Source organism: Pseudomonas sp. FSO-7 (assembly GCF_059579345.1).
This window is the reverse complement of record NZ_CM184193.1, coordinates 2088193-2107558: the sequence shown is the minus strand read 5'-3', so window position 1 is coordinate 2107558 and position 19366 is coordinate 2088193. Positions and strand designations below refer to the sequence as shown.

14 protein-coding genes are annotated in these 19366 nt (G+C 62.9%); 9 read left to right on the top strand and 5 right to left on the bottom strand.

Annotated features, from left to right (window positions below; translation table 11 throughout):
* The first annotated feature begins 32 nt into the window (after positions 1 to 32).
* Both xdhC and guaD read left to right on the top strand, forming a co-directional pair.
* On the top strand, positions 33 to 875 hold the full coding sequence (gene xdhC / locus AC515T_RS09245; protein ID WP_496532224.1) for a xanthine dehydrogenase accessory protein XdhC: 843 nt from the start codon (positions 33 to 35) through the stop codon (positions 873 to 875).
* Positions 876 to 893: 18 nt separating this feature from the next.
* Positions 894 to 2198, top strand: coding sequence for a guanine deaminase (guaD, locus tag AC515T_RS09240; RefSeq protein WP_496532223.1), 1305 nt, complete (start codon positions 894 to 896; stop codon positions 2196 to 2198).
* 98 nt (positions 2199 to 2296) lie between these two features.
* On the opposite strand, the gene AC515T_RS09235 is transcribed toward guaD, so the two are convergent.
* Positions 2297 to 3061, bottom strand: coding sequence for a GntR family transcriptional regulator (locus AC515T_RS09235; protein ID WP_003183531.1), 765 nt, complete (start codon positions 3059 to 3061; stop codon positions 2297 to 2299).
* 369 nt (positions 3062 to 3430) lie between these two features.
* Here AC515T_RS09235 and AC515T_RS09230 point away from each other — a divergent pair, with 369 nt between their 5' ends.
* The gene (locus tag AC515T_RS09230) at positions 3431 to 4621 is read left to right on the top strand and encodes a benzoate/H(+) symporter BenE family transporter (protein ID WP_496532222.1); all 1191 of its coding nucleotides are present in this window, start codon (positions 3431 to 3433) and stop codon (positions 4619 to 4621) included.
* Positions 4622 to 4790: 169 nt separating this feature from the next.
* Here AC515T_RS09230 and AC515T_RS09225 read toward each other — a convergent pair whose 3' ends face one another.
* On the bottom strand, positions 4791 to 5135 hold the full coding sequence (locus AC515T_RS09225) for a YggL family protein (protein WP_072407906.1): 345 nt from the start codon (positions 5133 to 5135) through the stop codon (positions 4791 to 4793).
* Between the two features lie 232 nt (positions 5136 to 5367).
* On the opposite strand from AC515T_RS09225, the gene dacB reads away from it, so the two are divergent.
* The gene (gene dacB, locus AC515T_RS09220; RefSeq protein ID WP_072407908.1) at positions 5368 to 6834 is read left to right on the top strand and encodes a D-alanyl-D-alanine carboxypeptidase/D-alanyl-D-alanine endopeptidase; all 1467 of its coding nucleotides are present in this window, start codon (positions 5368 to 5370) and stop codon (positions 6832 to 6834) included.
* A gap of 194 nt (positions 6835 to 7028) precedes the next feature.
* On the opposite strand, the gene AC515T_RS09215 is transcribed toward dacB, so the two are convergent.
* Both AC515T_RS09215 and rlmKL read right to left on the bottom strand, forming a co-directional pair.
* Positions 7029 to 9413, bottom strand: coding sequence for a sensor domain-containing diguanylate cyclase (locus tag AC515T_RS09215; protein WP_496532221.1), 2385 nt, complete (start codon positions 9411 to 9413; stop codon positions 7029 to 7031).
* Between the two features lie 141 nt (positions 9414 to 9554).
* A complete protein-coding gene (rlmKL, locus tag AC515T_RS09210; RefSeq protein ID WP_496532220.1) occupies positions 9555 to 11819 on the bottom strand; it encodes a bifunctional 23S rRNA (guanine(2069)-N(7))-methyltransferase RlmK/23S rRNA (guanine(2445)-N(2))-methyltransferase RlmL in 2265 nt (754 codons plus the stop codon).
* A gap of 531 nt (positions 11820 to 12350) precedes the next feature.
* On the opposite strand from rlmKL, the gene rmf reads away from it, so the two are divergent.
* Positions 12351 to 12566 (top strand): ribosome modulation factor, encoded by a 216-nt coding sequence (gene rmf / locus AC515T_RS09205; protein WP_003223300.1) that lies wholly within the window; start codon positions 12351 to 12353, stop codon positions 12564 to 12566.
* Between the two features lie 343 nt (positions 12567 to 12909).
* On the opposite strand, the gene AC515T_RS09200 is transcribed toward rmf, so the two are convergent.
* Positions 12910 to 13929, bottom strand: a complete 1020-nt coding sequence (locus AC515T_RS09200; protein WP_496532219.1) for a quinone-dependent dihydroorotate dehydrogenase — start codon at positions 13927 to 13929, stop codon at positions 12910 to 12912.
* A 232-nt stretch (positions 13930 to 14161) separates the two neighbouring features.
* On the opposite strand from AC515T_RS09200, the gene AC515T_RS09195 reads away from it, so the two are divergent.
* The 4 genes from AC515T_RS09195 to AC515T_RS09180 all read left to right on the top strand — a co-directional run bounded on the left by AC515T_RS09195 (position 14162) and on the right by AC515T_RS09180 (position 19305).
* On the top strand, positions 14162 to 15373 hold the full coding sequence (locus AC515T_RS09195) for a CmpA/NrtA family ABC transporter substrate-binding protein (protein ID WP_496532218.1): 1212 nt from the start codon (positions 14162 to 14164) through the stop codon (positions 15371 to 15373).
* A gap of 14 nt (positions 15374 to 15387) precedes the next feature.
* Positions 15388 to 15963, top strand: a complete 576-nt coding sequence (locus tag AC515T_RS09190) for an ANTAR domain-containing response regulator (protein ID WP_003199539.1) — start codon at positions 15388 to 15390, stop codon at positions 15961 to 15963.
* 450 nt (positions 15964 to 16413) lie between these two features.
* Entirely contained in the window at positions 16414 to 17625 is a 1212-nt protein-coding gene (locus tag AC515T_RS09185; protein ID WP_025212688.1) for a nitrate/nitrite transporter, read from the top strand.
* A gap of 9 nt (positions 17626 to 17634) precedes the next feature.
* Positions 17635 to 19305, top strand: a complete 1671-nt coding sequence (locus AC515T_RS09180) for a bifunctional protein-serine/threonine kinase/phosphatase (protein WP_496532217.1) — start codon at positions 17635 to 17637, stop codon at positions 19303 to 19305.
* Positions 19306 to 19366: the final 61 nt, after the last annotated feature.

Sequence of the window (19366 nt, the reverse complement as noted above, 5' to 3'; positions counted from 1 at the left end):
CCCGAACAGACAACAGAGATGTCGAGGTGAATATGTACAACTGGATCAGCGCCCTCGCCGACCTGCAAACCCGCGGCGAACCCTGCGTGCTGGTGACGATCATCGAAGAACTCGGCTCCACCCCGCGCAACGCCGGTTCGAAGATGGTCATCAGCGCCAGCCAGACGTTCGACACCATCGGTGGCGGGCACCTGGAATACAAGGCCATGGAAATCGCCCGGAACATGCTCGCCAGCGGCCAGCAGAACACCCATCTGGAGCGCTTCAGCCTCGGTGCGAGCCTGGGCCAGTGCTGCGGCGGCGTCACGGTGTTGCTGTTCGAACCCATGGGCCAGGTCCAGGCGCAGATCGCCGTGTTCGGCGCCGGCCATGTCGGCCGCGCCCTGGTGCCACTGCTGGCGAGCCTGCCCTGCAAGGTGCGCTGGATCGACTCGCGGGAAGCGGAGTTCCCCGAACACCTGCCCCACGGCGTGCACAAGATCGTCACCGAAGAGCCACTGGATGAAGTCGACGAATTGCCTGCCGGCAGCTACTGCATCGTCATGACCCACAACCATCAGCTCGATCTGGAACTGAGCGCCGCGATCCTCAAGCGCAACGACTTTGCCTACTTCGGCCTGATCGGCTCGAAGACCAAACGGGTCAAGTTCGAACATCGCCTGCGCGATCGTGGTTTCGACAGCGGCACCTTGCAACGCATGCGTTGCCCGATGGGCATCGGCGAAGTCAAAGGCAAGTTGCCTGTGGAAATCGCCATCTCCATCGCCGGCGAAATCATCGCCACCTATAACGCCGATTTCGGCCAGCACACCGTGCGCGCCGAACCGATTGCCAAGCTGCTGCCGGCCTCGCGCCGCAGCCAGGCGAACCGTTAATACTCGTTGAGAATTCCCATGCCCCTGACACGCAAAGCCTACCGCGCCGCCCTGCTCTACAGCCTCGCCGACCCGGCCGAAGTCGGTATCGAGGCGTCCTATGAATATTTCGAAGACGGTTTGCTGGTGGTGGAAAACGGCCAGATCAGCGCCATCGGCCACGCCCATGACCTGCTGCCGACCCTGGCGGCGGATATCGAAATCGCCCACTACCCGGACGCGCTGATCACGCCAGGTTTGATCGACACCCACATTCACTTGCCGCAGACCGGTATGGTCGGCGCCTATGGCGAGCAATTGCTGGACTGGCTCAACACCTACACCTTCCCCTGCGAAAGCCAGTTCGCCGACCCGGCCCACGCCGAGGCGGTGGCGGATATTTTCGTCAAGGAACTGCTGCGCAACGGCACCACCACCGCACTGGTGTTCGGCAGTGTGCACCCGCAGTCGGTGAATGCGTTTTTCGAAGTGGCCCAGAAGCTCGACCTGCGGATGATCGCCGGCAAGGTGATGATGGACCGCAACGCCCCGGACTACCTGACCGACACCGCCGAATCCAGCTACACCCAGAGCAAGGCGCTGATCGAACGCTGGCACGGCAAGGGCCGGCTGCACTACGCCGTGACCCCGCGCTTCGCCCCCACCAGCACCCCGGAGCAACTGGCCCTGGCCGGTCAGCTGCTGGGGGAATATCCAGATCTGTACATGCAGACTCACATCAGTGAAAACCTGCAGGAAGTGCAGTGGGTCAAAGAGCTGTTCCCCGAGCGCAAGGGTTATCTGGACGTCTACGACCACTACCAACTGCTTGGCGAGCGTTCGGTGTTCGCCCATGGCGTGCATTTGTGCGACGACGAATGCGCACGCCTGGCCGAGACCGGTTCGGCCATTGCCTTCTGCCCCACCTCGAACTTTTTCCTGGGCAGCGGACTGTTCAACCTGCCGATGGCCGAGAAGCATAAGGTGAACGTGGGACTGGGCACGGACGTGGGTGGCGGCACCAGTTTTTCGCTGCTGCACACTCTGAACGAAGCCTACAAGGTGATGCAGCTACAAGGGGCGCGGCTGAGCCCGTTCAAGTCGCTGTACCTGGCCACCCTCGGCGGCGCCCGGGCCCTGCGCCTGGAGGACAAGATCGGGACGTTGCAGCCAGGCACCGATGCGGACTTTTTGGTACTGGACTACAACGCCACGCCGCTGTTGAGCTATCGCCTGAAGCAGGCCAAGGACATTGCCGAGCGGTTGTTCGTGTTGATGACGCTGGGGGATGACCGGACGGTGGCGCAGACTTATGCGGCGGGTCGGTTGGTGCATCAGCGCTAGATTTCAGCGTCTGTTGGATTGCCATCGCGAGCAAGCTCGCTCCCACAGTGGATTTGTGTCGTTCACATACCCCTTGCTCGCGATTGGCATTCAACCCATCAAAGCTTGGCTGTCGACCGCCCAGGCTTCTTGCTCTGCAACAAATGCGAGAACACCGCGTGCAAGTCATCCGACGCGCTTTCCTCGTCGAGGTTGAGCTTGCTGTCGATGTGGTCCATGTGATGCATCATCAGGTCCACCGCCAACGTCGCATCGCGCGCCTCGATGGCGTCGATCAACTGCGTGTGTTCGTCGTAGGAACAGTGGGAACGGTTACCGCTTTCGTACTGGGCGATGATCAGCGACGTCTGGGACACGAGGCTGCGCTGGAAACTGATCAGCGGGGCGTTCTTCGCCGCTTCGGCCAGCTTGAGGTGGAACTCGCCCGACAAACGGATGCCGGCGCCGCGGTCGCCACGGGAAAAACTGTCGCGCTCGTCGCTGACCATCTGCCGCAGCTCAGCCAGTTGTTCGGCGGTGGCATGCTGCACCGCCAACTCGGTGATCGCCCTTTCCACCAGGCGCCGGGCCATGAACACCTGGCGGGCCTCTTCGACACTCGGGCTCGCCACCACGGCTCCACGATTGGGCCGCAGCAACACCACGCCTTCGTGGGCCAGGCGTGACAATGCCCGGCGGATGATCGTGCGGCTGACCCCGAAAATCTCCCCCAGCGCCTCTTCGCTCAACTTGGTACCGGGCGCCAGGCGTTGTTCGAGGATGGCCTCGAAGATATGCGCATAGACAATATCGTCCTGGGTTCCGCTGCGGCCGGCTTTACCAGCTCGCGGTTGTTTCTTGAGGGGCTGCAACTGTTCGTTCATGGGCACTCGAGTCGGGAGAACTGCGGCGAATTGACCGTGACTGTAATACGGCACAGCGGGTCGCTGGCAAGTATCGCGTAAAAAACAGCTCGATTGTACACAACCTCTGATGGCAACACGACTGTACGGCTGTTTGCGGGCATGGCTGTATTGCAATCGATGATGGGGTTGAGTTTAGGCTTAAACCTCAGGTTTGTGGCGAGGGAGCTTGCTCCCGCTGGATTGCGAAGCAATCCCCCACATTCGTTCAGGTCCCCGAACAGGAAGCATGACGACCGCTGCGCGGTCGAACGGGAGCAAGCTCCCTCGCCACAAAAGCAATGGCTCCCCCCGAGTCCAGCCAATCTATAACAAGGAACACCGCCCACCATGACCGAAGTCACGACCACGCCACTTCGTCCATTGGCCGACACCTCGCCTTCGGCCATCGTCGCCGGGTTCATCGCCATGATGACCGGCTACACCAGCTCCCTGGTGCTGATGTTCCAGGCCGGACAGGCGGCGGGGCTCACCAGCGGGCAGATTTCCTCGTGGATCTGGGCGATTTCCATCGGCATGGCGGTGTGCTCCATCGGGCTGTCGCTGCGCTATCGCACGCCGATCACCATCGCCTGGTCGACCCCCGGCGCGGCGCTGCTGATCACCAGCCTGGGCGGTGTGAGTTACGGCGAGGCCATCGGCGCCTATATAACCTGCGCGGTCCTGGTGACGATCTGTGGCCTGACCGGCAGTTTCGAGCGCCTGGTCAAACGCATTCCGGCCTCGCTGGCGGCGGCGTTGCTGGCGGGCATCCTGTTCAAGATCGGCAGCGAGATATTCGTCGCCACCCAACATCGTACTGGCCTGGTGCTGGGGATGTTTTTCACCTACCTGATCGTCAAGCGCCTGTCGCCGCGCTACGCGGTACTGGCGGCATTATTGATCGGTACGGCGCTGTCGGGCCTGCTGGGGCTGCTGGACTTCAGTGGTTTTGTCCTGGAAGTCGCGATGCCGGTCTGGACCACTCCGAACTTTTCCCTGGCGGCCACCATCAGCATCGGCATTCCCCTGTTCGTGGTGGCAATGACCTCACAGAACATGCCCGGCATCGCCGTGCTGCGGGCTGACGGCTACACCGTGCCGGCCTCGCCATTGATCACCAGCACCGGCATCGCCTCGCTGCTGCTGGCACCGTTCGGCTCCCATGGCATCAACCTGGCGGCCATCAGCGCAGCCATCTGCACCGGGCCCCACGCCCACGAAGATCGCAACAAACGCTACACGGCGGCGGTCTGGTGCGGGGTTTTCTACGGGATTGCCGGGGTGTTCGGCGCGACGCTGGCCGCCTTGTTCGCGGCGCTGCCCAAGGAGCTGGTGCTGTCCATCGCGGCCTTGGCGCTGTTCGGCTCGATCATCAATGGCTTGAGCATCGCCATGAGCGAAGTCAAGGAACGAGAAGCGGCGTTGATCACCTTCATGGTCACGGCGTCGGGGATGACGCTGTTCTCCATCGGCTCGGCGTTCTGGGGGATTGTGGCGGGGGTGTTGACCTTGCTCATCCTGAACTGGCGCAGCGCCTGAAAGCATCGCGAGCAAGCTCGCTCCCACAGGGATGATGTGGACGACTCAATCCCCCTGTGGAAGCGAGCTTGCTCGCGATGACGGCCTGAAGAACAACACATACCCAACAGACAGGCACAAAAAAACCGGCACCCAGACGGGCTGCCGGTTTCGGAACATCATCGGAACATCAAGCGACCGGATTGATCGGCTTTTCCGGGTACCAGACGTCCATCAGCGGGCTGACTTCCACGCTGGTCAGCTCAGGACGGGCCTTGAGCCAGGCTTCAACGGCAGCGCGCTGCTCTTCGGTGACCGAGCCACGCTTCTGCAGACAAACCAGACCGTAGTCGTCGCCGCCGACATAGCCCAGGCCATTGGCTTCCATGGCTTCTTTCAGGAAAGCGTCGAGGAAAGCGTCAATAGCCTCATCGGCCAGATCTTCTTTGAAATCCAGGTTCAGTTCGAAACCCAGCTCTTGAAATTCATCCACGCACAGTTTTTTGCGCAGACGCTGGGAACGGTTAGTCGCCATTGGAACAATCCTCATAAGTAATAACGGCCGGCACTTTACCAGTTTGGTGCGTCGATTGCCCGACTGATCGGGGCGTATCGGCCTACCGTCGGTAAAAAATAGCAGCCCAAGGGCTCAGGCACGGCCCAAGCGGTTGCGGCTTGGGGCATAATGCCGACACTTTCATGACCGTTGAGGACGTTCATTTTCATGTCCTCGTTTTTTCCCCCTCGCCCGTAGGGTTCTATTTCAAATGATCAAATCTTTGCGTCCACTGCTTCTGGCCAGCCTTCTTCTTCCCCTGGCCCTCCCTGTCACCGCCCACGCCGCCACGATCAACACTGCCCTGTCGCCCAACGTGCAAAAGGCCCTCAAGGCCAGCAAGCTGCAGAACGACGCCCTGTCCCTGGTGATGGTGCCGCTCAATGGCCCAGGCACCCCGACCCTGTACAACGCCGACGTCTCGGTCAACCCCGCTTCCACCATGAAACTGGTGACCACCTACGCGGCCCTGGAAATGCTCGGCCCCAATCACCAGTGGAAAACCGAGTTCTACACCGACGGCACCCTCAGCGGCGGGATTCTCAACGGCAACCTGTACCTCAAGGGCGGCGGCGATCCCAAGCTGAACATGGAAAAACTCTGGCTGCTGATGCGCGACCTGCGGGCCAACGGCGTGCAGCAGATCACCGGCGACCTGGTCCTGGACCGCAGTTTCTTCATCCAGCCGCAACTGCCCGAGTTCAACGACGACGGCAACGACGAAAACAAGCCATTCCTGGTCAAGCCCGACTCGCTGCTGGTCAACCTCAAGGCCCTGCGCTTCGTCGCCCGCAATGACGGCGGCCGGGTGCTGGTGTCGGTGGAACCGCCGATTGCCAGCATCCGCATCGAAAACCAGGTCAAGGCGGTCAATTCGAAACAATGCGCCGGCGGCGTGCGCTACAACCCGGTGCCACAGGCGGACGGCAGCGTGACGGTAACCGTCGGCGGCCAGCTCGGTGACGGTTGCAGCTCCCAGACCTACCTGTCGCTGCTGGACCATGCCACCTACACCGCTGGCGCCGTGCGGGCGATCTGGAAGGAACTGGGCGGCAGCATCCAGGGCAAGGACCGCCTGGCCGCGACCCCGAGCAACGCCAAGGTGCTGGCTCGGGCGTTCTCCCCGGACCTGGCGGAGATCATCCGCGACATCAACAAATACAGTAACAACACCATGGCCCAGCAACTGTTCCTGAGCCTCGGCGCGCAGTTCCGTAACGAAGCCGATGGTGATGACGCCAAGGCGGCGCAACGGGTGGTGCGCCAGTGGCTGGCCAAGAAGGGCATCACCGCACCGCACCTGGTGATGGAGAACGGCTCCGGCCTGTCCCGCGCCGAACGGGTCAGCGCCCGGGAAATGGCCGCGATGCTGCAAGCCGCCTGGCGCAGCCCGTATTCGGCGGAGTTCATCAGCTCGATGCCAATTGCCGGCACCGACGGCACCATGCGCAAACGCCTGAAGACCACCGCCATGGCCGGCGAGGCCCACGTCAAGACCGGAACCTTGAACACCGTCCGCGCCATCGCCGGCTACAGCCGCGACATCAATGGCAACACTTGGGCGGTGGTGGCGATCCTCAACGATCCGAAGCCATGGGGCGCTTCGTCGGTGCTGGACCAGGTGCTGCTAGACCTGTACCGCCAGCCGAAACTACCGCAAACGGCTTCGGTGCTCTGACCCTCAATTCGCCACAGATTCAGTGGTGATCAGAGGTACGAATGTGGGAGCGAGCTTGCTCGCGATGCGGTCGGTCAGCAAACATCGACGCTGACTGACACACCGCTATCGCGAGCAAGCTCGCTCCCACAGTGGATCTGTGTCGAACATGAATGTTGTGCCCACTGAAGATCAAGTGTGGGAGCGTGAAGCCTTCAGCCCAACTGCGTCTCGACCCGGTCCCGCCCGGCCTGTTTGGCCGCATACACACCGGAGTCGGCCCTGAGCAGCAACGCATCGGCGCCCTCCCCGGCGCGCCAGGTGGCGATGCCGAAACTGGCGGTGATCACCCCGACATCCTCGATGGGCGCAGCCCGCAAGCCTTCCCACAGTTCCAGGGCCAGGGAATAGGCGCTGTCGCTGTCGGTGTCCGGGCACAGCACCACGAACTCTTCCCCACCCAACCGACAGAACACATCGGTGCGGCGCAACCGTTGGGCGATGCGCTGGCAGACCGCCTGCAACACCCGGTCGCCCACCGCATGGCCGTGCTGATCGTTGATGCGCTTGAAGTGGTCGATGTCGAGCATGATGACCGCCAGCCCCCCGGAACCGCGCTCGACCCGGGCCATCTCCGAAGTCAGGCGTTCCTGGAAATAGCGGCGGTTGCGAATGCCGGTCAGGGCGTCGGTCACGGACAAGGCCCGCAACTCTTCTTCGACGCGCTTGAGGTCGGAAATATCCGAGATATAGCCGTGCCACAGCACCCCGCCACCGGGCAACTCCTCGGGCGTGGCCTCGCCCCGCACCCAGCGTAGGCCGCGCACGGGCAATTGCACCCGGTACTCTTCCCGCCATGGGCTCAAGGTGTGGGCCGAAGCGCGGATCGACGTGCGGACACGCGTGCTGTCCAACGGGTGAATGCGCGAGAAAATCGCCTCGGCGTTCCGCACCAGCACATCGGGTTCCAATTCATAGATGTCACGAATGCCGTCGCTGGCATAGATCACGCTGAAGCGATCATTGAAATCCATCTTGAACTGGTAGATCCCCCCGGGCACGTGGGCGCTGAGCTTTTTCAGCAACAGGTCACGGGCCGCCAGCGCTTCGTGGACGCGCTTGCGTTCAGTAATGTCGATGCAGATCGCCAGGTGCCCGACCCACAACCCCTGGTCATCGAGCATCGGTGTGGCCAGCATGTTCACGGTCAGGTGGCTGCCATCGCGGCGCACCAGCGTCCATTCCCGCGCCTGTTGTCCACCCTGTTCGCCGCCCTCGAGCAACATCGCGTGGCAGGTGGGAATCGGTTTGCCGAAACGCGCGCCAAGCTGGGCGGCCCGGGCCTGGAGTTCGCGCGGCACATGCAAGCTCTCCAGGGTCATGCTTTGCAGGACCTCGCAACTCGGGTAGCCGAGCATCTGTTCGGCGCCGACGTTGAAGGTGGTGATGACCCCGCGCAGGTCCGTGGCGATGATCGCGACCTGGGTCGCGGCATCCAGCACGCCGCGCAATTGGCCATGGGTACCGCGCAGTTCCTGCTCCCGGGCGCGCAGTTCACGGGTGCGTTGCTCGACCAGTTTCAAGGCCCGCTGCCGCTGGCTGACCAGCACATAGAGCAAGGCACTGAGCAGCAGGCTGAGCAGACCGCCGAGTATCACCAGGCTGGTGACCGAAGAATGATTGGTAGACAGGAATACCCGGCTGGGCCGCAACTCCACCCGGTAGTCGTGATCGGCCAGGCGTAACAGGCGGGTCGCCGACAAATCGCTCTGGCCCGGCGGGCTGTGGGATTCGAACAGCGCCTGCGCGCCGTTTTCGGTAGACAGGTCCACGACCCGCATCGACAGATTGTCGTGGCTGGACGCCGGCAGTCCGTCGCCCGCCAGTTGCCGCATGCTGATGGCCGCCACCACGTAGCCGAACGGTTCATTGGCCGATTCCCTGATGACCGGCGCGACCAGCAATATCCCGCGGCTAGACACCGGGTCGCCGTCCATCAAGTCCAGCGGTTGCGAGGCCACCAGCCCGCCACGCTGGCGAGCCCGCTCGAGGGTGGCACGGCGCAGGGGTTCGGAAAGCAGATCCAGGCCCAGCGGTGCACCGTAGGGAGTCCGGCTCTGGATGTAGAGCACCGGAACGTACTCGTCCCGTTCGGCGGCCTGCCGCAGGCCACCGCTGCCATCCGCCTCGCGGATCGAAAATTGAGGAGCCCCTTCGGCCTGCGCCTGCTGTTCGAACGCTTGCCGTTCGTCGCGAAGCACCCTGGGCGCCCAGACGAAGGCCCGGGTACGGCGCAACAGCGCGTCGGCGTAGCCACGGAATTCCCGGTGGGAAACGTCTTCGGAGTTGGCAAAGAAGCGCCCGAGGCTGCCGAGGAGTAGCTCCTCGTCCTGGAATTGTTCCTCGATGCGGCTGAAGCGCTCCTCAACGTGCAACTCGAAGCGCTGGCGCAATTGCTGATTGAACAGGTTCGTCATCGCCCAACTCAACACGCCGGTCAGGAAGGTACCGGCCAGCAGCACCAGCGAAGCCACCAGCCAGGCCGACACATCTTCGCTGATAAAGCCCAGGATTCTGGGGCGCACCTGATGCAATGCCATAAATACAACCCGCAAAGGGACCAGGCATAGATACAACCCTGGACGCAGCCTAAGTTATAGCTATTCGCCATCACTTTAGCCAGCCCCAAACGAGGCTAGAAGCCTTGAATTACAAGGCTTCGTGGATCCAATCAGGCCCAGTCAACGCGCCATGATTTTCCAGGCACGGTGGATCTTGCCGTTGCGGGCGAAATCCGGATCAATCGTCTTGGCGGTGATTTCTTCCACCGCATAGCGCTCGCCGAGGTTGTCCTCGAGTTGGAACTTGCGGAAGTTGTTGGAGAAATACAGCACACCGCCCGGGGCCAGGCGCGCCATGGCCAGGTCCAGCAACTGCACGTGATCGCGCTGCACGTCAAACACGCCTTCCATGCGCTTGGAGTTGGAGAAGGTCGGCGGGTCGATGAAGATCAGGTCGTACTCGTCACGACTGGCTTCCAGCCATGCCATCACGTCACCCTGCTCCAGGCGGTTCTTGTCGGAAAAACCATTGAGCGACAAGTTGCGCCGCGCCCAGTCCAGGTAGGTTTTCGACAAGTCGACACTGGTGGTGCTCCGGGCTCCCCCCTTGGCGGCGTGGACGCTGGCGGTCGCGGTGTAGCAGAACAGGTTGAGGAAACGCTTGCCGGCGGCCTCTTTCTGGATCCGCAGACGCATCGATCGATGATCGAGGAACAGCCCGGTGTCCAGGTAATCGGTAAGGTTGACCAGCAGCTTCACGCCGCCTTCGTTGACCTCGGTGAACTTGCCCTGGGCGCTCTGGCGCTCGTACTGCTTGGTGCCGCTCTGACGCTCGCGGCGCTTGATCACCACGCGGCTCTTGTCCACGTTCAGCGCCTGGGGAATCGCCGCCAGGGCGTCGAACAAGCGGGCCGAGGCCTTTTCCGGGTCGATGGACTTCGGCGCGACGTATTCCTGGACGTGAACCCAGTCGTGGTACAGGTCGATGGCCATGGAGTATTCCGGCATGTCGGCATCGTAGACCCGGTAGCAGTCCACACCTTCACGCTTTGCCCATTTACTCAGCAACTTGAGGTTCTTTTGCAGGCGGTTGGCGAACATCTGCCCGCCTTCGCTCAACCGCGCCTGCTCGACCACAGGGGCCGGCGCCGGTTTGATCGGGTTGCCGTTCTTGTTGTACTGGCGCTCTTGCGGCACTTCGGGAGCTTGATCGTAGGCGGCCTGCTCGCGCTCGGCCTGGCGTTGCTCCGGGGTGCGACGCTCGCCGGTGACGAACTGATCCGGCAATACCTTGATCAGCAGCAGCTTGCACGGCAAGGCGCCGTTCCAGAACGAATACTGCTTGTGACTGCGAATCCCCATGCGCTTGCCCAGGTCCGGGGCGCCGGTGAACACCGCCGCCTCCCAGTTCAGGCACGCCTGGCGCAGGCGTTCGCCGAGGTTCTGGTACAGGTAAAGCAGGCTGGCTTCGTCGCCCAGACGCTCGCCGTACGGCGGGTTGCAGATCACCAGGCCTTTCTGGTTCTGGTCCGGACGCGGTTCGAAGGTGGCGACTTCGCCCTGATAGATCTTGATCCACTCGCTCAGGCCCGCACGCTCGACGTTGTTGCGGCCCGGCTGGATCAGCCGTGGGTCGGCTTCATAGCCGCGAATCCACAACGGCGGCTTGGCCAGCCCGGCGGCGGCGCGGGCGGTGGCCTCTTCGTGGAGCTTCTTCCACAACGCCGGCACATGGCCGAGCCAGGCGGTAAAGCCCCATTGCTGGCGACGCAGGTTCGGCGCCATGTCGGCGGCGATCATGCCGGCTTCCACCAGGAACGTGCCGACACCGCACATCGGGTCGGCCAGCGCCCCGCCTTCAGCGGCAATGCGCGGCCAACCGGCGCGGATCAGAATCGCGGCGGCGAGGTTTTCCTTCAGCGGCGCGGCGCCTTGCTGCAGGCGATAGCCGCGCTGGTGCAGGCTGTGGCCGGACAGGTCGAGGGAGAGGATCGCTTCGCCACGGTCCAGGCGCAGGTGGATGCGCAGGTCCGGGTTGAGCTTGTCGATGGATGGCCGCTCGCCCGATGGCGTGCGCAGCTTGTCGACGATAGCGTCCTTGACCTTCAAGGCGCCGAAGTGGGTGTTGTCGATGCCCGAGCCATGGCCGCTGAACTCCACCGCCAGGGTGCCATCGGCCAGCATATGGTCTTGCCAGTCGACATCCAGCACGCCGTGGTACAGGTCTTCGGCGTCCTTCATCGGGAAGCGCTTGAGCACCAGCAATACGCGGTTGGCCAGGCGCGACCACAGGCACAGGCGATAGGCCGTTTCCATGTCGGCCATGCCGCGCACGGCCGAGGTGTGCTCGCGCGCCTCTTCAAGGCCAAGCCCGACGGCTTCCTCGATCAGCAGGCCTTCGAGGCCCTTGGGGCAGGTGAGGAAGAGTTCGAAACGATCGGACATGGGATTTCCAGAGCCTTTGGCTAAGTGGACCGGGCAACGCATTGCCGGGCCGGGTTCAGTCAGGTGCTTTTCTCAAGAGCACCCGCGTGGCACGAATGTGTGCCGTGCCGCCCTCGCCGCTCAGGTTAAGAGCGCTTTGATGCGAAGGCAGGGAAAAAATTCTGTGCAACAAATTGTGAAAACTCGACCCTTTCGTCGAATAGTACCCGAGTGCAACAGGGGGACATTCTCATTCAAGGAAAGCCAGTCCCCTTTGACGCAGGGCCGATCATACAGGGGTCTTGCTCAAAAGCGGTCAACGAACATGAAGTTACTTATCGCCCTAACATCTTTATTGTTACGTGCTTATGACAAAACGATCATTCCATCCATGTGACGCTTTGGTTAGAACTCAACACAGGTTAACGTCGCAACGGCGTCAACACCTCGGCTCGTCACGCCGGCAACGAGCCACCAACGGCAGAATGATTCTGCCCCGGCCTCGATAGAGGTCGACGCTAAGTAACAGTCAACAAGTGAGGGCAACACCCTATGAGAAGACTTAAGCGTGATCCGTTGGAAAGAGCATTTTTACGTGGTTACCAATATGGCGTTGGTGGTAAATCCCGTGAGCTTTGCCCCTTTACTCTACCGTCGGTACGTCAAGCCTGGATCAATGGCTGGCGAGAAGGACGCGGCGACAACTGGGACGGTATGACCGGCACTGCGGGTATCCATAGACTCAACGAACTTCACGCCGTCGGCTGACACAGGGCTTAATACTCAAGAACTCGACAATTTGACATCCCTATCGATTTAACCACGCACGTCCCATCCGGACGGCGGGCTACGGCCCAGGGGGCTCCTTCGAGGAGCCCTTTTTAATGAGCATCTCAAAGACAACACCCATCCTGTGGCGAGGGAGCTTGCTCCCGCTGGGCTGCGCCCTGTAGGAGCTGTCGAGTGCAACGAGGCTGCGATCTTGTCCCAGACAATTGAGCCAAGAGCGAACGATCAAGATCAACAGATCGCAGGCTACGCCAGCTCCTACAGAGTCCAGCGGGAGCAAGCTCCCTCGCCACGGTGGATCGGCTCGATCTTCTAGAAAGGCTTAACCCAACGCCGCAATCGCATCCACCGACTCACGAATCAACGCCGGCCCCTTGTAGATGAAGCCCGAGTAAACCTGCACCAGACTCGCCCCGGCGGTGATTTTCTCGGCGGCATGCTTGCCTTCGGTAATCCCGCCCGCCGCGATGATCGGCAAGCGCCCCGCCAATTCAACCGCCAGCACCTTCACGGTGTGGGTGCTCTTGTCACGCACGGGCGCGCCGGACAAACCACCCGCCTCATCCCCATGTTCCAGCCCTTCGACACCTTCGCGCCCCAGGGTCGTGTTGGTGGCGATCACCGCGTCCATGCCCGTCTCGATCAGGGCCTGAGCCACCTGGCTGGTCTCCTCGTCGGTCATGTCCGGGGCGATCTTGATCGCCAGTGGCACATGCCGGCCGTGGGTCAACGCCAGTTCCGCGCGACGCCGGGCCAGGTCGGCCAGCAGTTGCTTGAGGGAATCACCGAATTGCAGGCTGCGCAGCCCCGGGGTGTTGGGAGAGCTGACGTTGACGGTCACGTAGCTGGCGTGGGCGTAGACCTTGTCCAGGCAGATCAGATAGTCGTCGACGGCGCGCTCCACCGGCGTGTCGAAATTCTTGCCGATGTTGATGCCCAGCACACCCTTGTACTTGGCTGCGGCCACACGGGCCAGCAGATGGTCGACGCCCAGGTTGTTGAAGCCCATGCGATTGATGATCGCCTCGGCTTGCGGCAGGCGGAAGAGTCGTGGCTTGGGGTTGCCCGGCTGCGGGCGCGGGGTGACGGTGCCGATTTCGACAAAACCGAAACCCAACTGGGCGAAGCCGTCGATGGCCGCGCCATTCTTGTCCAGGCCCGCCGCCAGCCCGACCGGGTTGGGGAACTCCAGGCCCATGACGGTCACCGGCAACTTCGCCGGGGCCTTGCACAGCAAACCGTTGAGGCCGAGGCGTCCGCCCGCGCCGATCAAGTCCAGGGACAGGTCGTGGGAAGTTTCCGGGGAGAGTTTGAACAGCAGTTCACGGGCCAGGGTGTACATGGGCGGCTTTGACTCGGGCGACGAAATGAGGCGGCGATTATAGCCGGGCAACGGCGGCTCAAGCGAGGCGCCCGCACAAAACGATAGCGCTGGCATATGCCTTGCACCCTTTTGGTCATCAGCGCCCATGCCAGCGACAGAATGAGTGCCACACTGTTTTAAGGGACAACGGCGTCGTCATCCGGTCTCCTGAGCCCGGACACGGCGCTTTTTTATGCGGAAGGTGATACCGATGAATGAAGTTCCAGCCAATCCCCTGGCCTGGGTCAACGGCAGCGATGCCCCGGAAAAGAGCGCGGTCAACCTCGGTTTCATGGCCTTGAGCGACTGTGCCCCGGTGGTGGTCGCCGCCACCCAGGGCTTCGCCCAACCCTACGGCCTGACCCTGAACCTCAAGCGCCAGGCGTCCTGGGCCAACCTGCGGGACAAACTGGTCAGCGGTGAAATCGATGCCGCCCACAGCCTGTATGGCCTGATCTACGCGGTGCACCTGGGCATTGGCGGAGTCGCACCGACCGACATGGCGGTGCTGATGGGGCTGAACCAGAACGGCCAGAGCATCAACCTGTCCCATGGCTTGCAGGCCCAGGGCGTGACCAGTCCTGAAGCACTGGAACGGCACGTGCACCAAACTCGCCCGAAACTGACCTTCGCCCAGACCTTCCCCACCGGCACCCACGCCATGTGGCTCTATTACTGGCTCGCCGCCCAGGGCATCCACCCCTTGTCGGACGTCGACAGTGTGGTGGTGCCGCCGCCGCAAATGATCGCGCACCTGCAAGCCGGGCGCATCGACGGGTTTTGTGTCGGCGAGCCCTGGTGCGCCAGCGCGGTGAAGCAAAACCTCGGTTTTACCCTGGCGACCACCCAGACCATCTGGCCCGACCACCCGGAAAAAGTCCTGGGTTGCACCCGGGCGTTCGTCGAGCAATACCCCAATACCGCCCGGGCCTTGGTGATGGCGATCCTCGAAGCCAGCCGCTTCATCGAACAAAGCAGCGAAAACCGTCGCAGCACCGCGCAACTGTTGAGTGCGCCGGAATACCTCGACGCTCCGCTGGACTGCATCGAGCCGCGCCTGTTGGGGATCTATGCCGACGGCTTGGGCAACAGCTGGCAGGATCCCCACGCGATGCGCTTTCATGGCGGCGGCGAAGTGAACCTGCCGTACCTGTCCGACGGCATGTGGTTCATGACCCAATTCCGTCGCTGGGGCCTGCTGCGCGAAGACCCGGATTACCTGGCCGTGGCCCGGGACGTCCAGCAGCTCACGTTGTACAGTGAAGCCTGCGCGGCGCTGGACATCGCGTCCCCGAGCCAGGACATGCGCAGCAGCCAACTGATCGACGGCACCACATGGGACGGCTCGGACCCGGCCGGGTATGCCCGCAGCTTCAAACTGCACGCCTTGAGCGATGCGGCTCCCCTTCTCGCCAGCCGCTGACAGGAGCCACGACCATGCTGCGTATCCTGCTGATCAACGACACCGCGAAAAAAGTCGGCCGCCTCAAGGCGGCCCTGATTGAAGCCGGCTTCGAAGTGATCGACGAATCCGGCCTGACCATCGACCTGCCGGCGCGCGTCGAAACGGTGCGTCCGGATGTGATCCTGATCGATACCGAGTCACCCGGACGCGATGTGATGGAGCAAGTGGTGCTGGTCAGTCGCGACCAACCACGACCGATCGTCATGTTTACCGACGAGCACGACCCCAATGTGATGCGCCAGGCGATCAAGTCGGGCGTCAGTGCCTACATCGTCGAAGGCATCCACGCCGCGCGCCTGCAACCGATCCTCGACGTGGCCATGGCCCGCTTCGAAAGTGACCAGGCCCTGCGCGCCCAACTCCTGGCCCGGGACCAGCAACTGGCCGAACGCAAGCGCATCGAACTGGCCAAGGGCATGCTGATGAAGATGAAGGAGTGCAACGAAGAACAGGCCTACACCCTGATGCGCCGCCAGGCCATGAGCCGCCAGCAGAAGCTGATCCAGGTGGCGGAGCAGATCATTGCCATGAACGAGTTGCTCGGCTGAAAGCCTTGTAGCGCCGGGCCTGGACCCATCGCGAGCAGGCTCGCTCCCACAGGTCCTGTAGCCACTGGAGTTCCAATGTGGGAGCGGGCTTGCTCGCGAAAGCGGCTTTCCATTCAACATCGATGTCGACTGACCGGACGCCTTCGCGAGCAAGCCCGCTCCCACAAGTATTGTGCCCACTGAAGATCCATTGTGGGAGCGAGCCTGCTCGCGATAGGCCTTCCCACAATCCCAGGGTTGGCACAGATCTCGCTTAAGCAACCCCACAGGTAACCAACGGCGGTTGCCCCACCTACGACAAAGACGTCGCACACCCTCCTCGCCTCTCTGGCGATCCGGGTTGCGGCGTTTTTTTGTTTTGGCTCTCCGGAGCCGGTGGTGCGACCACAGGCGGCGCACTGCTTCTGAGCACTGACTCATTTCTCGAGACTTTTACAGCTGAGGTGCGCGATGAATTCAAGCTTCTGGAAATCCGGCCACACCCCGACACTGTTCGCGGCCTTCCTTTATTTCGACCTGAGTTTCATGGTCTGGTACCTGCTCGGTCCACTGGCGGTGCAGATCTCCGCCGACCTGCACCTGACCACCCAACAGCGCGGCCTGATGGTGGCGACACCGATCCTGGCCGGCGCCGTGTTGCGCCTGTTCATGGGCCTGCTGGCCGACCGGATTTCACCGAAGACCGCCGGCATGGTCGGCCAGGTGATTGTGATCGGTGCGCTGTTCTGCGCCTGGAAACTGGGCATCCACAGCTACGAACAAGCCCTGCTGCTGGGCCTGTTCCTGGGCGTGGCCGGCGCTTCGTTCGCCGTGGCCCTGCCGCTGGCCTCCCAGTGGTATCCGCCACAACACCAGGGCAAGGCCATGGGCATCGCTGGCGCCGGCAACTCGGGCACCGTGCTCGCGGCGTTGATCGCTCCGGTCATGGCCGTAGCCTTCGGCTGGACCAACGTGTTCGGCTTCGCGCTGATTCCGCTGGTGCTGACCCTGGTGCTCTTCGCCTGGCTGGCCAAGAACGCTCCCGAGCGGCCGAAAGCCAAATCCATGGCCGACTACCTCAAGGCCCTGGGCGACCGCGACAGCTGGTGGTTCATGTTCTTCTACAGCGTGACCTTCGGCGGCTTCATCGGCCTGGCCAGCGCCCTGCCCGGCTACTTCAACGACCAATACGGCCTGAGCCCCGTCACCGCCGGCTACTACACCGCCGCCTGCGTCTTCGGTGGCAGCCTGATGCGTCCCTTGGGTGGCGCCCTGGCGGACCGTTTCGGTGGCATCCGCACCTTGCTGGGCATGTACACCGTTGCTGCAGTCTGCATCGCCGCGGTGGGCTTCAACCTGCCGAGCTCCTACGCAGCCCTGGCGCTGTTCGTTTGCACCATGCTCGGTTTGGGTGCGGGCAACGGCGCGGTGTTCCAACTGGTGCCGCAACGCTTCCGTCGCGAAATCGGCGTGATGACCGGGCTGATCGGCATGGCCGGCGGCATCGGCGGCTTCGCCCTGGCGGCGGGCATGGGCGCGATCAAGCAAAGCACCGGCAGCTATCAACTGGCCCTGTGGTTGTTCGCCAGCCTCGGTGTCCTGGCCTGGTTCGGCCTGCACGGCGTCAAGCGTCGCTGGAGAACCACTTGGGGTTCGGCAGCCGTCACCGCTGCTCGGGTATAACCTGCAACCATGAGCCTGCAATTGAGCTTCGCCGAAGCCAGTGCCATCGGCCCGCGGGAAGAAAACCAGGACGCCCTGCGCCTGGTCACCCCCGCCCCGGCCCTGGCCGCCAGCAAGGGTTACCTGTTCGCCATCGCCGACGGCGTGAGCCAGTGCGCCGATGGCGGGCTGGCCGCCCGTTCGACCTTGCAGGCCCTGGCCCTGGACTACTATTCCACGCCGCAAACCTGGGGCGTGGCCCAGGCGCTGGACCGGCTGTTGCTGGCCCAGAACCGCTGGCTGCAGGCCAACGGCGGTGGGCAACCGCTGCTCACCACCGTCAGTGCCCTGGTCCTGCGGGGCCGGCGCTTCACCCTGGCTCACGTGGGGGATTGCCGGGTCTATCGCTGGCACGCCGATCACTTGCAACGGGTCAGCGAAGATCACGTCTGGGAACAGCAAGGCATGCAGCATGTGCTCAAGCGAGCCCTGGGACTGGATCAACACCTGATCCTCGACTTTCTCGACGGTGAACTGCGCACCGACGAAACCTTCGTGTTGCTCAGCGACGGCGTCTGGGCGGTCCTGGGGGACACGGCCATCGCCGGCATCCTTCGCGACCAACCGAACCTGGACCTTGCCGCGCAAACCCTGGTCAACGCCGCGCACCTGGCCGGGAGCCAGGACAACGCCAGTGCGTTGTTGGTGCGGGTCGATGCCGTGGGCGAAGCCAGCATCGGCGATGCCCTGATCCAGTTGCAGCAATGGCCCCTGCCCCCTGCGCTGAAACCGGGCCAGGTGTTCGAGGGCTGGCAGATCGAAGGCCTGCTTGGCCAGAGTCAGCAGTCGTTGCTCTATCGGGTCCGCGACGGCCAGGGTCAACCCTGGCTGCTGAAAACCTTGCCCGTGCAGCTACGGGACGACAGCCGGGCCGGCCAGGCCTTGCTCTCGGAGGAGTGGTTTCTCAAGCGCGTCGCCGGGCGGCAGTTTCCCGAGGTCCATGGCGTTCCCCAGCGTCAGCATTTGTACTATGTGATGCGTGAATATCCGGGCGCGACCCTGGCCGAACTGTTCAACCGGGGCGGGCCGCTACCTCTGGCCCAATGGCTAGACCTGGCACAACGGCTGGTGCGGGCGGTGGGCCTGTTGCATCGAAGGCAGATCTACCACCGCGACATCAAGCCGGAAAACCTGCACCTGGGCGACGACGGGGAATTGCGCCTGCTGGATTTCGGTCTGGCCTACTGCCCGGGCCTGTCCGAGGACCAGGCCAACGTCTTGCCCGGCACGCCCAGCTACATTGCCCCGGAAGCCTTCGGCGGCACCGCGCCCACGGCGCAACAGGATTTGTATGCCGTTGGCGTGACCTTGTATTTCCTGCTGACCGGACACTATCCCTACGGCGAAATCGAAGCCTTCCAGCGCCCGCGCTTTGGCGTGCCGGTCAGTGCCAGCCGCTATCGGCCGGACCTGCCCGAATGGCTTGGGCAAAGCCTGGAACGCGCCGTCGCGGCGGACCCGGGCCAGCGCTTTGAAACCGCCGAGGAATGGCTGTTGCTGCTGGAACAGGGCGAGCGCCGCAGCTTGAGCGTAAGGCCCAGGCCGTTGCTGGAACGCGAGCCGCTGAAGGTCTGGCGGACGTTGGCACTGGTGTCGTTGGTGGTGAACATCATGCTGTTGTTTTTGGTGTTTCACTCATAACAACCGTGGCGAGGGAGCTTGCTCCCGCTCGAGCGCGAAGCGGTCGCCAGTTTTTTGGGTC

What these genes read in the sequence shown, in the direction of transcription:
- AC515T_RS09235 (WP_003183531.1), bottom strand. Translation starts at nt 3,061, where the DNA reads ATGAACGAACAGTTGCAGCCCCTCAAGAAACAACCGCGAGCTGGTAAA.
- AC515T_RS09230 (WP_496532222.1), top strand. Translation starts at nt 3,431, where the DNA reads ATGACCGAAGTCACGACCACGCCACTTCGTCCATTGGCCGACACCTCG.
- AC515T_RS09185 (WP_025212688.1), top strand. Translation starts at nt 16,414, where the DNA reads ATGAATTCAAGCTTCTGGAAATCCGGCCACACCCCGACACTGTTCGCG.
- AC515T_RS09180 (WP_496532217.1), top strand. Translation starts at nt 17,635, where the DNA reads ATGAGCCTGCAATTGAGCTTCGCCGAAGCCAGTGCCATCGGCCCGCGG.
- AC515T_RS09200 (WP_496532219.1), bottom strand. Translation starts at nt 13,929, where the DNA reads ATGTACACCCTGGCCCGTGAACTGCTGTTCAAACTCTCCCCGGAAACT.
- rmf (WP_003223300.1), top strand. Translation starts at nt 12,351, where the DNA reads ATGAGAAGACTTAAGCGTGATCCGTTGGAAAGAGCATTTTTACGTGGT.
- AC515T_RS09225 (WP_072407906.1), bottom strand. Translation starts at nt 5,135, where the DNA reads ATGGCGACTAACCGTTCCCAGCGTCTGCGCAAAAAACTGTGCGTGGAT.
- AC515T_RS09195 (WP_496532218.1), top strand. Translation starts at nt 14,162, where the DNA reads ATGAATGAAGTTCCAGCCAATCCCCTGGCCTGGGTCAACGGCAGCGAT.
- guaD (WP_496532223.1), top strand. Translation starts at nt 894, where the DNA reads ATGCCCCTGACACGCAAAGCCTACCGCGCCGCCCTGCTCTACAGCCTC.
- rlmKL (WP_496532220.1), bottom strand. Translation starts at nt 11,819, where the DNA reads ATGTCCGATCGTTTCGAACTCTTCCTCACCTGCCCCAAGGGCCTCGAA.
- dacB (WP_072407908.1), top strand. Translation starts at nt 5,368, where the DNA reads ATGATCAAATCTTTGCGTCCACTGCTTCTGGCCAGCCTTCTTCTTCCC.
- AC515T_RS09190 (WP_003199539.1), top strand. Translation starts at nt 15,388, where the DNA reads ATGCTGCGTATCCTGCTGATCAACGACACCGCGAAAAAAGTCGGCCGC.
- xdhC (WP_496532224.1), top strand. Translation starts at nt 33, where the DNA reads ATGTACAACTGGATCAGCGCCCTCGCCGACCTGCAAACCCGCGGCGAA.
- AC515T_RS09215 (WP_496532221.1), bottom strand. Translation starts at nt 9,413, where the DNA reads ATGGCATTGCATCAGGTGCGCCCCAGAATCCTGGGCTTTATCAGCGAA.